This is a genomic window from Exiguobacterium sp. R-17 (assembly GCF_049913315.1).
Taxonomy (GTDB): Bacteria; Bacillota; Bacilli; order Exiguobacteriales; family Exiguobacteriaceae; genus Exiguobacterium_A.
The window spans coordinates 225215-239613 of the sequence record NZ_CP184372.1 but is presented as its reverse complement, the minus strand read 5'-3'; the positions used below and the strand labels follow the sequence as shown (position 1 = coordinate 239613).

At 47.6% G+C, this 14399-nt stretch carries 12 protein-coding genes and 1 riboswitch; of the genes, 3 read left to right on the top strand and 9 right to left on the bottom strand.

Translation table 11 applies throughout. The features are described 5' to 3' along the window. Positions 1-91: 91 nt before the first annotated feature. The 3 genes from ACN9MT_RS01375 (at position 92) to ACN9MT_RS01365 (ending at position 4467) form a co-directional block, all read left to right on the top strand. Positions 92-1858 carry a LytS/YhcK type 5TM receptor domain-containing protein gene (locus ACN9MT_RS01375; protein WP_426272623.1) on the top strand — a complete coding sequence of 589 codons (1767 nt, stop codon included), beginning with the start codon at positions 92-94 and terminating at the stop codon, positions 1856-1858. After that, on the top strand, positions 1839-2534 hold the full coding sequence (locus tag ACN9MT_RS01370) for a LytR/AlgR family response regulator transcription factor (RefSeq protein ID WP_035411399.1): 696 nt from the start codon (positions 1839-1841) through the stop codon (positions 2532-2534). The genes ACN9MT_RS01375 and ACN9MT_RS01370 overlap by 20 nt, the downstream gene beginning before the upstream one ends. A 139-nt stretch (positions 2535-2673) precedes the next feature. Continuing rightward, a complete protein-coding gene (locus ACN9MT_RS01365) occupies positions 2674-4467 on the top strand; it encodes a carbon starvation CstA family protein (RefSeq protein WP_035411402.1) in 1794 nt (597 codons plus the stop codon). Positions 4468-4528: 61 nt separating this feature from the next. On the opposite strand, the gene ACN9MT_RS01360 is transcribed toward ACN9MT_RS01365, so the two are convergent. The 9 genes from ACN9MT_RS01360 to pta all read right to left on the bottom strand — a co-directional run bounded on the left by ACN9MT_RS01360 (position 4529) and on the right by pta (position 14309). Next, on the bottom strand, positions 4529-5077 hold the full coding sequence (locus ACN9MT_RS01360; protein WP_426273440.1) for an energy-coupling factor transporter transmembrane component T family protein: 549 nt from the start codon (positions 5075-5077) through the stop codon (positions 4529-4531). Positions 5078-5245: 168 nt separating this feature from the next. Continuing rightward, the gene (locus ACN9MT_RS01355; RefSeq protein ID WP_426272622.1) at positions 5246-5689 is read right to left on the bottom strand and encodes a GDYXXLXY domain-containing protein; all 444 of its coding nucleotides are present in this window, start codon (positions 5687-5689) and stop codon (positions 5246-5248) included. After that, positions 5686-6873, bottom strand: a complete 1188-nt coding sequence (locus ACN9MT_RS01350; protein ID WP_426272621.1) for a DUF2157 domain-containing protein — start codon at positions 6871-6873, stop codon at positions 5686-5688. Before ACN9MT_RS01350 ends, ACN9MT_RS01355 begins: the two co-directional genes overlap by 4 nt. Positions 6874-7042: 169 nt before the next feature. Continuing rightward, positions 7043-9022, bottom strand: coding sequence for a methyl-accepting chemotaxis protein (locus ACN9MT_RS01345; RefSeq protein WP_426272620.1), 1980 nt, complete (start codon positions 9020-9022; stop codon positions 7043-7045). A 154-nt stretch (positions 9023-9176) separates the two neighbouring features. Further along, the gene (locus ACN9MT_RS01340; RefSeq protein WP_035411426.1) at positions 9177-9476 is read right to left on the bottom strand and encodes a rhodanese-like domain-containing protein; all 300 of its coding nucleotides are present in this window, start codon (positions 9474-9476) and stop codon (positions 9177-9179) included. 120 nt (positions 9477-9596) lie between these two features. After that, complete coding sequence (locus tag ACN9MT_RS01335; RefSeq protein WP_426272619.1) at positions 9597-10973, bottom strand: amino acid permease; 1377 nt, start codon at positions 10971-10973, stop codon at positions 9597-9599. A 220-nt stretch (positions 10974-11193) separates the two neighbouring features. Beyond that, the gene (locus ACN9MT_RS01330; RefSeq protein ID WP_426272618.1) at positions 11194-12495 is read right to left on the bottom strand and encodes a nucleobase:cation symporter-2 family protein; all 1302 of its coding nucleotides are present in this window, start codon (positions 12493-12495) and stop codon (positions 11194-11196) included. Continuing rightward, positions 12492-13076 carry a xanthine phosphoribosyltransferase gene (locus tag ACN9MT_RS01325; protein WP_426272617.1) on the bottom strand — a complete coding sequence of 195 codons (585 nt, stop codon included), beginning with the start codon at positions 13074-13076 and terminating at the stop codon, positions 12492-12494. The genes ACN9MT_RS01330 and ACN9MT_RS01325 overlap by 4 nt, the downstream gene beginning before the upstream one ends. Positions 13077-13152: 76 nt before the next feature. Further along, positions 13153-13252, bottom strand: a riboswitch (purine riboswitch). A 70-nt stretch (positions 13253-13322) separates the two neighbouring features. After that, positions 13323-14309, bottom strand: a complete 987-nt coding sequence (gene pta, locus ACN9MT_RS01320) for a phosphate acetyltransferase (protein WP_056064431.1) — start codon at positions 14307-14309, stop codon at positions 13323-13325. Between the last annotated feature and the right edge of the window lie 90 nt (positions 14310-14399).

Here is a 14399-nt window from a genome sequence, read left to right as displayed (position 1 = left end):
CTCTCCACTAGAGGGAGTACGGCTTTTTTGTTTATCGGCATTGCCCTTCGTTTTGCGAGCGTTTACACTTAACTCGAATGGAGGAATACATATGTTGGAACTGATTCCTTTTTTACTCGAGCGACTTGGTATCATGATCATCTTAGCGTTCATCCTCGCCCAGTGGGGACCAACGCGACGCTTGTTGCGTCAACCGGAAGCGGGTTGGCAATTCCGTGTCCTCGTCCTGTTTTTTGCGACGTATGGGATCTTAAGTAACTATACAGGGGTCAAAGTCGACTTAGCAGAATTCTTGCCCCATGCTTGGCTCGAAGAGGTCGACGGCACATCGGCAATCGCGAATACACGAACGATGATCGTTGTCATCAGTGGGTTACTCGCTGGTCCGCTTGGTGGATTGATGACTGGACTGATCGTCGGGATTCATCGGTATTCCCTCGGCGGGTTCACAGCATTTGCTTGTACGCTTTCGACCGTCATCGCCGGTGGTGTCAGCGGATTACTTCGCCCTTACTGGCGTGACCGACTCGGCAGCCAAGCGTTGTTACCTGTTTGTCTGACCGCTTTTTTGATGCTATTTGAAATGTCATTGATTTTACTGTTTTCTCGTCCCTTTGATGCGGCAATCGAACTCGTCCAGTTTATCTTCTTGCCGATGACACTCATCAACGTCCTTGGCGTCTGGTTATTTTTATCAATCATCCGCCTTGCTGCGCGAGAAGAAGAAACCGTCCGTGCACGAGAAGCAGAACGGTCGTTGCATATCGCCGATTTGACGCTTCCGCATCTGACGCGCGGTCTACATATCCATACGGCAGAAGCTGTCGCGGAAATTCTATTGCAGCAAACACGAGCCGAAGCCGTCTCCTTGACGGATCAATCCGTTATCCTTGCTCACCTTGGCATCGGAAGTGATCACCATCAAGCAGGTAGTCACTGGACGACAAAACCAACCGAACATGTTTTACAAGATGGACAAGTTCGTCTTGTGACGGAACGACTCGATATCGGCTGTCCCGTAACGGATTGCCCACTTCAAGCGGGCATCATCGCTCCGCTCATCGTCGGGGAAACGACGATCGGGACGTTAAAAGTCTACTATCCGCATGCTGAACTGCTCGACGCCGTGGAAGTCGAACTCATTGAAGGATTAGCAAAACTGTTTTCTACACAACTGGCACTCGGGAACGCACAGCGCCAAGCTGATTTACTGAAGGATGCCGAGATCCGGGCACTCGAAGCACAAATTCATCCACACTTCCTGTTCAATGCCATCAATACGATTTATGCACTGTGCCGAACGGATGTCGAACAGGCACGGACATTGTTGCTCGAATTATCAACGTTTTTCCGTAGTAACCTCCAAGGAGCACGCTCGGCGAAAATTCCGCTCCAAAAGGAACTCGAGCATATCGAAGCGTATACATCCCTTGAAGCTGCTCGTTTTCCAAATCGACCGTTCCTCGATATCGATTTAGCGGAAGAGACGACGTCTTTACTCGTTCCACCGTTTATCTTACAACCGTTGATCGAGAATGCGTTCCTTCACGCTTTTTTAAATGAGCAGACGGGATATGTCGGGGTGACGGCGTGGTGTGAGGCAGATCAACTTTACCTCGAAGTCGTCGATAACGGACGCGGGATTGAAGCCTCTCGCCTTGCTCGTCTCGGTCGAGAAGTCGTTCCATCTTCTGGTACCGGTACCGCGTTATTCAATACGGCAGAACGGATTCGAAGCCTGTACGGTGAAAAAGGACAGTTTACGATCACGAGTGACGGTCAAAACGGAACGACGATTACAATTCGCCTTCCCATTGAAGTCAGAAAGGAGAACCAGCATGCGCACCCTGTTGATTGAAGATGAACCGCTCGCACGTGACGAGCTCCGTTATCACGTGACCGCAGCCGGTCTTGAAGTCGTCGGAGAAACCGGTAGTGTCGAAGAAGCGGAACGACTCGTCCGCTCCCTTCAACCCGACTTAGTCTTTCTTGATATCGAGCTGACGGACGGAAGCGGTCTTGAAGTCGCCAAACGATTGAAGTCGATGCCACGTCCTCCGGCTCTTTTGTTTGTAACGGCATATGATGCTCATGCACTTGAAGCCTTTGAACTCAATGCCTATGACTACATCTTGAAACCGTATGATCCGGCACGGATCGTGCGCGCCATCGAAAAAGTCGCACGACCGCTTCCGAAAAAAGCACCTCGACTTGAACGTTTAGCTGTCGAAACGGGAGATCGACTCAAACTCTTATCTCCGCAAGATATTGATTACATCGTCGCTGAAAATGGGAAAACGAAAATCGTAACGGAACATGAAGCGTATCCTTCAAACGAGACCTTACTCGAACTTGAACGAAAGCTTCAAGATCATCGGTTTTTACGGGTTCATCGCTCGTATCTCGTGAACTTATCAGCGATTGACGCGATCGAACCTTGGTTTAACGGGGCTTACAACTTAAAGATTCACCAAATCGATGTGCCGGTCAGTCGGACGTATGTCAAACTATTGAAAGAAGCGCTCGGTATTTGAGCGCTTCTTTTTTGTGATTCAAGGTCCTTTTTCAACCTTTCGTCGTACAAAATCGACAACTCATCTAAAAATTAAAGAAAGCGCTTCCACAACTTGTATACTAAATCCATCATAGTTCATTCAAGAGGAGGAATTTTAGATGAGCGCTACTCCCATCGTCATTGCTGTCATCTGTATCTTATTAATCGCGTATCGTCTCTACGGTACATTCATGGCCGCGAAAGTCTTAAAAATCAAAGATGATCGCGAAACGCCTGCTCATAAACTAGCGGACGGAAAAGATTACGTTCCAACGAACAAATGGGTCTCATTCGGACACCATTTTGCGGCAATCGCTGCTGCTGGTCCACTCGTAGGACCTGTCCTTGCTGCTCAGTTCGGCTACCTACCCGGCTTACTGTGGCTCTTGATCGGTGCCGTCATCGGGGGAGCGGTCCATGATATGGTCGTCCTGTTTGCCTCGATGCGTCAAGATGGTCAATCGTTGTCCGAAGTCGCTAAAAAAGAATTAGGTCCCGTCGCTGGTTTTTGTGCCGGTCTTGCGATGCTCTTCATCATCACGATTACGATGGCGGGACTATCGATGGTCGTCCTGCACGCACTTGAACATAATCCATGGGGCACATTCGCTGTCTTCTCGACGATTCCGATCGCGATGCTCGTTGGGATTTACTTACGTAAAGGTGGTAACCTAGCCCTTGCTTCAACAGTCGGTTTTCTACTCATCTTAGCTGCGATTGGTTTTGGTCCTCAGTTGACGGAAACATTCATCGGTGACTGGTTCGACCTGTCCTCTCGTCAGCTCGCAATCGCTCTACCGATTTATGCATTCTTCGCTGCGGCACTGCCTGTATGGCTCTTGCTCGCACCACGCGACTATCTATCAAGTTTCATGAAGATCGGTGTTTTCCTTGCCTTAATCGTTGGTGTCTTCATCATCAACCCGGACATTCGATTCCCAGCATTCACGAAGTTCGTTGATGGCGGTGGTCCAATCATCGCTGGTCCAGTCTGGCCATTCATCTCGATCACGATTGCCTGTGGTGCAATCTCTGGTTTCCACGCTTTCGTTGGTTCTGGTACGACACCGAAGATGATCAATCGGTGGAGTGACATCAAACCGGTTGCTTTTGGTGCCATGCTTGTCGAATGTCTTGTTGCCGTCATGGCATTGATTGCTGCGACATCTCTTGAAGTCGGTGATTACTTTGCCATCAACTCAACACCAGAAGTATTCGCAACTCTAGGTATGAGCACGGTCTACTTGGATGATTTATCTCGTGAAATCGGACTCGACCTTGCAGGTCGAACGGGTGGTGCCGTTTCACTCGCCGTCGGTATGACGTTCATCTTCCGCGCCATCCCATGGTTCAAAGAGATTGCCGGTTTCTTCTTCCAATTCGTCATTCTGTTCGAAGCGGTCTTCATTCTGACAGCTATCGACGCAGGAACACGTGTTGCCCGTTACTTGATTCAAGATTTCTTCGGAGAGTTCTATAAACCACTCAAACGCGTCGACTGGATTCCAGGTGCCATCTTCGCCTCAGCACTCGGGACGTTCTTCTGGGGCTATCTCCTATTCTCAGGTGACATCGGTTCGATTTGGGCATTGTTCGGGGTATCAAATCAGCTGATGGCTTCGATCGGCTTGATCATTGGTACGACGATCATCTTGAAAATCGCCGATAAAAAAGTCTATGCCCTGACGACGTTCATCCCGCTCGTCTACCTCCTGATCACAGTAACGTTCGCGGATATCTGGATGGTCGCAAACGTTTATGCAAATCCAGATTCTCCAGGATTTAGCGTCTTGAATACCGTCTTATCCGTAACGATGGGACTGCTCGCGATCGTCATTACGATCTCAGCCGTGAAGAAATGGATTGAACTATTGAATTCACCACGTTGGGAAAATCAAAAACGTTCTGCATAAGCGGATTAGTTATATGATAAAAGGCAGTGGACGCATCCACTGCCTTTTTCGTATCTCATGCTTAGAACGGATTATAAAATCGATTGCCATCATGGAAAGTGACGACAAACGAGAAGATCGTCAAAAGTACTACACAACTGATGGCGACATAATCAATTCGTGTCATCGTCTGTTGGTTGTACCACGTCCGCTTTCGTCCCGCACCAAATCCACGGAGATCCATCGCATTGCTGACGGTTTCAATTCGTTCGAGACTCGTAAACAGTAACGGGAGTAAAATCTGGATGCTATTACGCGCCCGTTGCCAAAGCGAACCATGCGAGACGGCAATTCCCCGCGCTTCCTGAGCGTTCGCAATCGTCCGAAAGTCCGCTTGTACGTCTGGAATGTAACGGAGCGCTAATGAGACAGCGAAGGCGATCTTATAGGGTACACCAATCCGATTCAACGAGGACGCGAATTCCGTCGGATGGGTCGTGACGAGAAACAACACAGCAATCGGAACGATCACACTGTATTTTAAGATGAGATTAAACAGATAAAACAATTGTTCTGATGTTATCGTAAAGCGACCAACGCCTTCAAATAAAACGTGACGCGAACCGTAGATTTCAACGCCCTGCTCTGGTTCGAATAGATAAACGGCGAGTGCATTAATCAGGACAGAGACTCTCTATCGATTTCCAATCACTTTACTCTCCCCATCTACACATGCAGATTCAGTTGTCTGAAAATTTAAATTAATGGTACAACCTTTTTATTCCTGACGCAAGGTTTTTTACTCAGAAATCTTTAAATTCGTCGTCCGGATCGTTCCCCATGGTGACACATCCGCACGGACTTCCAGTGCTTTTGCTTTTTCGTATTGTTTTCCGCTTCCCTGTTCGACATAATACTGCGTCAACTGCGGAATCGATACATATTGATCGTAATAATCGCCGGCGATACTTCCGAAGAATCGTTCATTCGAAATCCGATCGATTTGAGCATAACCGGAAGCATCCGTCTTGAAGCTGACATAGACACGTCCGTTTTGAATTCTCGGACCAGGTTTTAAATCTGGGTACTGAAGCATCACGTATTCGCCGTAAACGGGATCAAACGGATCAAACGGTTCTGCCCGAAAACGGTACGATGTCCCGAACCAGGAGGTCGCAAAAAAGCTGACGATCAACAGACCGACGGCGCATGTCTGCAATACTGGTATCAGATAACGCTTCATGACGCCACACCTCCTTTACGGCGTAACCACCATAAGACACCGGACAATAAGAAGATGAGTAGCGCACCAATGAGGAAAAATAAGGACATGTTTAAACGATCCCATGCATATATGACATATATCGCAATTTGAACGAGAATGAAATAGAGAAAGGCTGGCCAGACGACTGCATGACGGCGTTCTTGATATAACAGATACAGTAGCGCGGATAATTCAAAGAGAATGGCAAGTAGAATTGCCTGTTCATCAATCCAGAGTACTCCGACGAATCCAAGCGGTACGATGAACAACAATCCACGACGTTTTTGATAGAGAAAGATTCCTAGACCGATGGAGGCGATAGCTAACAGTACCGCTTCTGTCACGGAGGGTAATACGACGTTTGATTCTGCACGAACAGACAAATAGATGATTGAACTGATGGCAGCAACAATCAGGTAGATCATCTCAACGATTCGACGGTTAGATTCCTCACGAACAAGCCAGATCACCGGAACGAGCAAAAACAGCGTCCAGACTGGCCACAGGAATCCGTTATATGATACGAGGAGAAACAAGGATAGACCGCTGAAAAAAAGAAACAGCCAGCTAAATAAAAGCGACGGCAGCTGTTGACTGAAGTAAAACCAGCTGAACGAAAGTATAATCATAAGACTAAAGGACGTCCAGTCAAGATAACTCGCCTGCTCCTGACCAAATCCCCCAAGACTCGTGAAGATCGTCCATCCGGAAAGAAAGGCGACGACACCGTATGCCTCATGACGCCAAAGTACATAATGTACTAACGCGGCGACAAACAAACACCAACCGAGTAATGATCCTTCCATCGGCAAATGAAAACTTTGAACCACGACGAGAATTGAGGCACCAAATGCTAGGATTCCACCGATTCGAAAGACAATCGGATGAAGAATATGACGACGTTCCGAAAGATCTGCCACGATGTAACAGCTCCACATGAGTACTACGACGAGTCCAATTTTCCAGCCGACTGGCATCGCTTGCCAATTAGCAGCCAAAAAGCTGAATACAGCCAATACGACAAAGGTACCTCCAATGATTAATAACAAAGGCAGACGTTGTTTTGTTGAACGTTGATTTTCATAGTTCAGAATTCGTTCAACAGTTGCTTCATCCAAAAGACCTGCATCTTGCCACTCTCTTATTTTACGAAACTGCTTCACCGTACCCACCTCCTTCGAAGTGTTAGATACTAATTAAATTCCCGATTTAACACTGTCTCAAGCCCGGATTCACAGGGATTACAAGCTGTTTGTTCCGTTTGTCACAGAATGTTGACAGACAAAAAAAGCAAGGAAGACGGGCTTCCTTGCCTTTTTTTGATTTAATCATTTAAACACGGAAACGGGCAACGAGTACTTGTAGTTCTTCCGCCATATCGGATAATACTTTGGCGGATTGCGAAATCTCTTCCATCGCACTCAACTGTTCTTCCGTCGTCGCTGCGACTTGTTTCGAAGCGGACGAATTCTCTTGCGCGATATGTGCGATTTCCGTCGCTGACGCAGATACTTCTTGGACGTTCGCTGCAATTTCTTCGACAGTCGCCGTCACGTCTTCGATCCGTGGCGTCATTTCCTGCATTCGTTCGAGAATCTTTTGGAAACGCTCTGCTGATGCTTCTGTCGTCGACAAACCGGCTTTCGTCTGTCCTGAGACTTCCTTCATCATCGTGACCGACTGATCCGTCTCCTGTTTAATGTTTTGAATCAGCTGTGCAATCTGTTTCGTTGAATCCTGTGATTGCTCTGCTAGTTTACGCACTTCACTCGCGACGACAGCGAATCCTTTTCCATTTTCGCCTGCGCGTGCTGCTTCGATCGCTGCGTTCAGTGCTAACAAGTTCGTTTGCTCAGCGATACCGTTGATGACATCGACGATTTTTCCGATTTCATTCGAACGATGGGCGAGTGAGCTGATGACACCACCGAAGTTCTGAACAGAAGCATCGATTTCTTTCATCTGCTCAACGTTCTTCAGCACAGCAACTGTTCCATTCTCGGCTTCTGTTGCCGTTGAACGTGACAATTCCGAGACATCGGTTGAACTCTCAGCGATTCGCATGATGCCTGCTGTAATCGATTGGAGCGAAACAGCATTCGCATCGAGTTGACGTTTCGATTGATCTGCCCCTGCTGCGACCTGTTGAATCGATCCCGCGATCTGTTCCGATGCCGATGTCGTCTGAGCAGAGTTCGCCATCAATTCCTGAGAAGAGCCAGCTACTTGTGTAATCGACTGATCGAGATTAATAATGATCGAACGGAGTGAGTCAACCATGACGTTAAAGCTTTGGGCCACTTTCCCCACTTCATCATTTGATTCAACGATGACGGGCTCCGTCAAATCACCAGATTGAATCCGTTCTGCTCCACGTGTTAAATGGCCGAGTGGGCGAAGAATCGAGCGAAGAATGAAGTAGATGAAGATGGCTGCGACGAGCAACATCCCGCCGATGACAACAAGCGTCGTCCAAAGAATACTCGATGTCGCATCCGTGATTTCATGATCGTACAGTGTTCCGGCAACCTTCCACTTCGTCAGGTCGTTCGTCATGAAGTCCATCTGTTTGCCTTTGTTTTCAAACTCATAGCCAAACTGCCCTGCTGGGTTAGCGTAAAGTGATGACACCCATTTGCCTGTCGCTTTCTCACCTGGTTTTAATGTCGGATGCGTAACGATTTTTTTCGTAGAATCAAGAATCATTACGTATCCTTCTTTTCCGATTTTGATCTTTTTCGCGATTTCCGCGATCCGGTCGACATCGACATCAATCGCCACGACACCTTTTCCGTTACCAGTCGTCTGCGAGAGCGTGACCATCATCTTGTTCGAGGCAGCATCGACGTACGGATCCGTGATGACGACCTTGCCACCTGCTTCTTCTGCCGATTGATACCACGAGCGTTCCCGTGGATCATAATCATCTGGCATGACCTGTTCCGGGAAAATATTCATATCCCCGTCCGTCGTCGCGAAATAGATGTTCGCCGCCTGCGGATGCATATCGAGATATTCAGTCATTTTTTCCTTTAACGCAGCATTTTGTTTTCCTTTTTGATAGAGCGTTCCGTCAATTCGGTCCGCAAAAAAGGCGACATCGCGTCGCATCGGATCAATGATGTTTTGGATCTCATCATTCATCCGGTCGACTCCACTATGAGCAGATTGAAGAATCTGTTCCGTCATCTTTTGTTTCGCGAGGTCATATGCGACAAAGCCGATTACTAATGCAGGAATCATCAAAAGTAGAATCGATGTCACGATTAATTTTTGTTTGATGCTCATTGTTCGTTTGATCTTTTGTTCCATGTGTCACTCCATTCTCGAGTGCAAGGACTCGCTATTCTACCTTCTCTATCGGAAGAATAACGAAAAATGTTCATAGAAAAATCGATAAACGTGTACTAGTTCACATGAAGGAAGACGACTCAGTTCGAGTCGTCTTCCTTGGTAACGCTTACCCTTATGCTTCTTGATCGCCCTTCCAGTTCATCATACCGCCTTCGACGTTGACGATGTCGTATCCATATTGCTCGAGGAAACGACCGACGTTTTCGCTCCGCGCACCCGCTTTACAGATCAAGTAGTAGGTTTCGCCTTCTTGCAATTCCGTATAGCGTTCGCCGATCTCAGACATCGGAAGGAGGCGGACGTTCGGAATATGTCCTGCATCGTATTCATCCTGCTCACGGACGTCGACGACATGCAACGCCTCACCTGCCTCTAATCGCTCTTGTAATTCATCTACATGAATCGTTTTCATCTCGTATGACCTCCTGTATGGTTCTGTCGTAAGTGTAGCAAATCTATCATTAAAACAAAACGAAACGGTTTGATACGAAGCGTCAAAAAAGCGGATCCGTTTCCGGATCCGCTCGTTCCCTTATTCTCCTGATGCCTGACGCGTCGACTGACGTGTCTCCTTATGCATTCCCCGTGCATAATAGACGGCAATCAGAATCACGTACCAGAGTGGTCCAACGACCAGAGCGATCCGTGTACTTGCGTCAAATGCCATCAAGACGATGACACCGGCAAGCGCCGCGAGGGCGATATAGTTCGCAATCGGGAAGAACGGAACACCAAATTCTGCTGAACCGTGTACTTTTCGCGCCCGCATCTGAGCGATCAAAATCATTGCCCATGTCCAAACGGCTCCGAACGTCGCGATACTCGTCACAATCGCAAAAACATCTTCCGGTAAGAAGTAGTTCAAAGCGACACCAACGAGTAAGGCAACACCTGACAAGATCGTTGCAAGTGCTGGAACACCGTTTTTTGAGATTTTCGAGAAACGACGTGGCGCTTCACTGTTCTCGGATAAGTTCATCATCATCCGGGCTGTCGAGAAGATACCGGAATTACATGATGATAGTGCTGCCGTTAAGACAACGAAGTTGATAATACCAGCTGCTGATGGAATACCAAGTGATTCAAACAATAGAACAAATGGACTGCTGTTGTTCGCACCGACTTGATCCCACGGATAAATCGATAAAATAACGAAGAGTGCTCCGATATAAAATACTAAGATTCGTAGGAAGACGTTATTGACGGCTTTTCGAATCGTTTTCTTCGGGTTCTTCGCTTCCCCTGCTGTGACCCCAATCACTTCAATCCCTAAGAAGGCAAACATGACCATCTGCATGGCAAGGAGTACTCCACCGAATCCGTTCGGCAGGAATCCACCATGTGACCAAAGGTTCGAAATCCCAACCGGTGTGCCGCCGTTTCCAAGACCAATGACGATCGTCAAAGTTCCTAAGATGATCATGGCGACGATCGCGACGATTTTAATCAACGCAAACCAAAATTCGAATTCACCATAAAATTTAACAGCAATGAAGTTGATGCTCGTCATCAAGACAAGTGCTGCTAGCGCCCATACCCACCCCTGGGAATCCGGGAACCATACTTTCATGTAAATACCGACTGCTGTGATTTCCGCCATACACGTAAAAATCCAGAGTAACCAATAATTCCAACCCGTTAAAAAACCAGCTAATGGACTGACATACTTTCGGGCATATTCCGCAAAACTACCAGCGATCGGCTCCCGCACTGCAAGCTCCCCAAGTGCTCGCATGATAATGAAAATGATGACACCACCGATAAGATAACCAAGTAAGATCCCTGGACCTGCCAATTGGATCGCTTTCGCTGATCCGAGGAAGAGTCCAACACCGATTGCCGCCCCCAGCGACATGAGTGTAATGTGACGTTCTTCCAGTCCCCGATTCAACTCTGTCTGTTGTTTCATTTTTACGACGTCCTTCCAGTCTCTGTTTGTTTCTTAGCAGTTCCCCGTACCGCTACGTTGTCAGTATAAAGAAGATGTGTCGATTTTGTAAACGTTTTCAATGTATATTTTTCACTAAATCCACATACTCGGAATATTCTGATTACGTTAGCAGTATAAAAAAGGAACTACCTGCTACTATGTAGTATACAGGATAGCTCCTTTCGGAAAGTTACAATTGTTATTCAACTTTAGCAAGTGGCACATCTGCTGTTTCGGACTTCCCGGTCAATCGGAAGATCCCGGTCAATAGCAATGCTGTTAGTGAACCAGCGACGATCGGGCTATCCGTCAAAACGCGAATTTGTGACGGGAGACCTGCTACGATTTCAGGATTCATGCTAATTCCTAGACCAATTCCGAGCGCGAGTGCCACCGTGATGACGTGCTCGTTCTTCGAAAAATCGACCCGTGATAGGATACGGATCCCGCTTGCTGCGACCGTTCCGAACATGATCAACATCGCTCCACCAAGAACAGGTTTTGGAATCAATGTCGTAAACGTCGCCACTTTTGGTAAGAAGCCGAGCAAGATTAAAAATCCACCCGCAAATAAAATGACTTTGCGTGTCTTTACGCCAGTCAACTGAACTAGACCGACGTTTTGGCTATAGGTCGTATAAGGGAAACTATTGAAGATACCGCCAACGATCGTCGCGACACCCTCTGCTCGGTAGCCACGCGCTAGATCCTTATCCGTCAAACGACGGTCCGTGATTTCACCAAGTGTCAAGAACACACCTGTCGATTCAACCATCGAGACGAGACCAACGAGCGTCATTGTCAAGATGGCAGTTGCATTGAATGTCGGTACACCGAAGTAAAATGGTGTCACCATTTGGAACCATGACGCTTCTGCCACCGGACTGAAGTCGATCATTCCCATGCCAAATGCAACGAGTGTACTGATCATCACAGCAATTAAGACAGCTGCCGCTTTTGAGAAGACCGTACCGTAGCGATTCAAGATTAAAATCAAGACGATCGTTAATCCGGCGAGTCCGAGATAACGTAAGTCACCAAAGTCTTTCGCTCCCTGTCCGCCTCCGATATCGTTGATCGCAGCCGGAATTAAGGAAATCCCGATGATCGTCACGACGGAACCAAGGACAACCGGTGGGAACAGGACCGCGATCTTACTAAACCAGCCTGAAATGACAAGAATAATCAGCCCACTGGCAATCAAAGCACCGTAAATCGCTGTAATGCCTTGAAGACTTCCAATCGCAATCATTGGACCGACTGCTGTAAAGGTACAACCAAGTACGACGGGAAGACCAACACCTGTGTATTTCGTGACGAGTACTTGTAATAAGGTCGCAACGCCACACATGAAGAGATCAATCGCCACTAAATAAGCAAGTTCTTCTCCTGACAATCCGATCGCACTCCCGACGATCAGTGGAACAACAGCTGCTCCCGTGTACATCGCAAGCACATGCTGAAGTCCGAGACTGGCTGCTTTGAAGTTTGATAGTCTCATACGGTCACCGAGTCGACGAATGTCGCTTTTCCGTCCTTCAATGACTCAACACGCGCGAGTGACTCGACACGGAATCCAGCTTCGATCAGTTTTTGACGTCCCGGTTGGAACGACTTTTCAATGACGATTCCAAATCCAGCGACTTCTGCCCCTGCCTGTTCAACGAGACGAGCGAGACCAAATGCTGCTTCTCCGTTTGCGAGGAAGTCATCAATGATCAGAACACGTTCACCCGGTTGCAGGTATTTCTCTGCGACCGTGATTGTATTCGTCTGTTGTTTCGTAAATGAGAAAACTTCAGCTGAAATTGTTCCTTCGTTCAATGTGACCGATTTCGTCTTACGAGCATAGACCATTGGTACGCCAAGACGAAGTGCTGTCATCATTGCCGGGGCAATACCTCCCGCTTCGATTGTCAAAATCCGCGTGATGCCAGCATCTTGAAAGCGTTCCATGAACTCATAGGCGATTTCCCACATCAACGTCGGATCAACCTGATGATTTAAAAAAGCATCCACTTTCAATACTCGATCCGATAAGACGATTCCCTCTTGATTAATCATGTCGTGTAGACGTTTCATACATGCATTCTCCTCTTTAAAAAACGAAAAAACGTACAGCCGCTACCCGGGGGCAGCCACTGTACGCCAAAAAAGAGAGCAGTAACTCACCACCCGTAGTCGGATCGTTACGGCGATCCGGTAGAGACTCGTGGGCCAATTCCCACTATTATACGAGCGTTGCTATACGTTTACGTTTCGTGATTTTCGTGATGTGTACCATTGTACGGGGTTTAGCGAAAAAGTAAAGACTTTTTCACACTGTGCTTAGGCTTGGCGTTCTTCGACCGCTTGTGCCGCCGTGATGATCGCGAGTTTGTAGACATCTTCTTCGTTACAACCGCGTGAAAGATCGTTGACCGGTTTGTTCAAACCTTGAAGGATCGGACCGATTGCTTCGAAGCCACCAAGACGTTGTGCGATTTTGTAGCCAATGTTTCCAGCTTCAAGACTTGGGAAGATGAAGACGTTCGCTTGACCCGCGACATCTGATTCTGGTGCTTTTGATTTTGCGACACTTGGAACGAAAGCAGCATCAAATTGAAGTTCGCCATCGATCGCAAGTTCTGGTGCGCGTTCTTTTGCGATACGCGTTGCTTCAACGACACGCTCTGTCTCTGGTGATTTTGCTGAACCTTTTGTTGAGAAGCTGAGCAATGCGACTTTCGGATCGATCCCGAATGTTTTCGCTGTTTTCGCAGATGCGATCGCGTTTTCTGCTAGATCGTTCGCATCCGGTGCGATGTTGATCGCACAGTCTGCGAAGACGTATTGCTCATCGTCACGAACCATGATGAAGACGCCAGATGTTTTTTTATAGCCTTCTTGCATTTTGATGATTTGAAGTGCCGGGCGAACTGTATCACCTGTCGCGTGCATCGCACCCGATACAAGACCTTCTGCTTGTCCAGTGTGAACGAGCATTGTACCGAACGTGTTCACGTCTTTTAAGATGACAGCACGTGCTTGTTCTTCTGTTGCTTTCCCTTTACGACGCTCAACGAACGATGCGACGAGCTCATCAATGCCAGCGTAAGAAGCAGGATCAATTGTATCAAGTCCAGTTACATCGATGCCGTTCGCTGTTGCTGTTTCTTCAATTTGTGCACGCGGTCCGATGACGACCGGTGTGACAAGACCGTCTTTCTTCAAACGGACAGCTGCGCCGAGAACACGCGCGTCAATTCCTTCTGGGAAGACGATTTTCGGTTGGTGCGCTTTAATCTTTTGTTCTAACATATCGAATAATTGCATGAGTTTCTCTCCTTTTTAGGTAAACACGACGACGTCGATTTGATCCATTTTCTTTTCCACCGTTTATTATACACAGTTCTCAATCGTTGT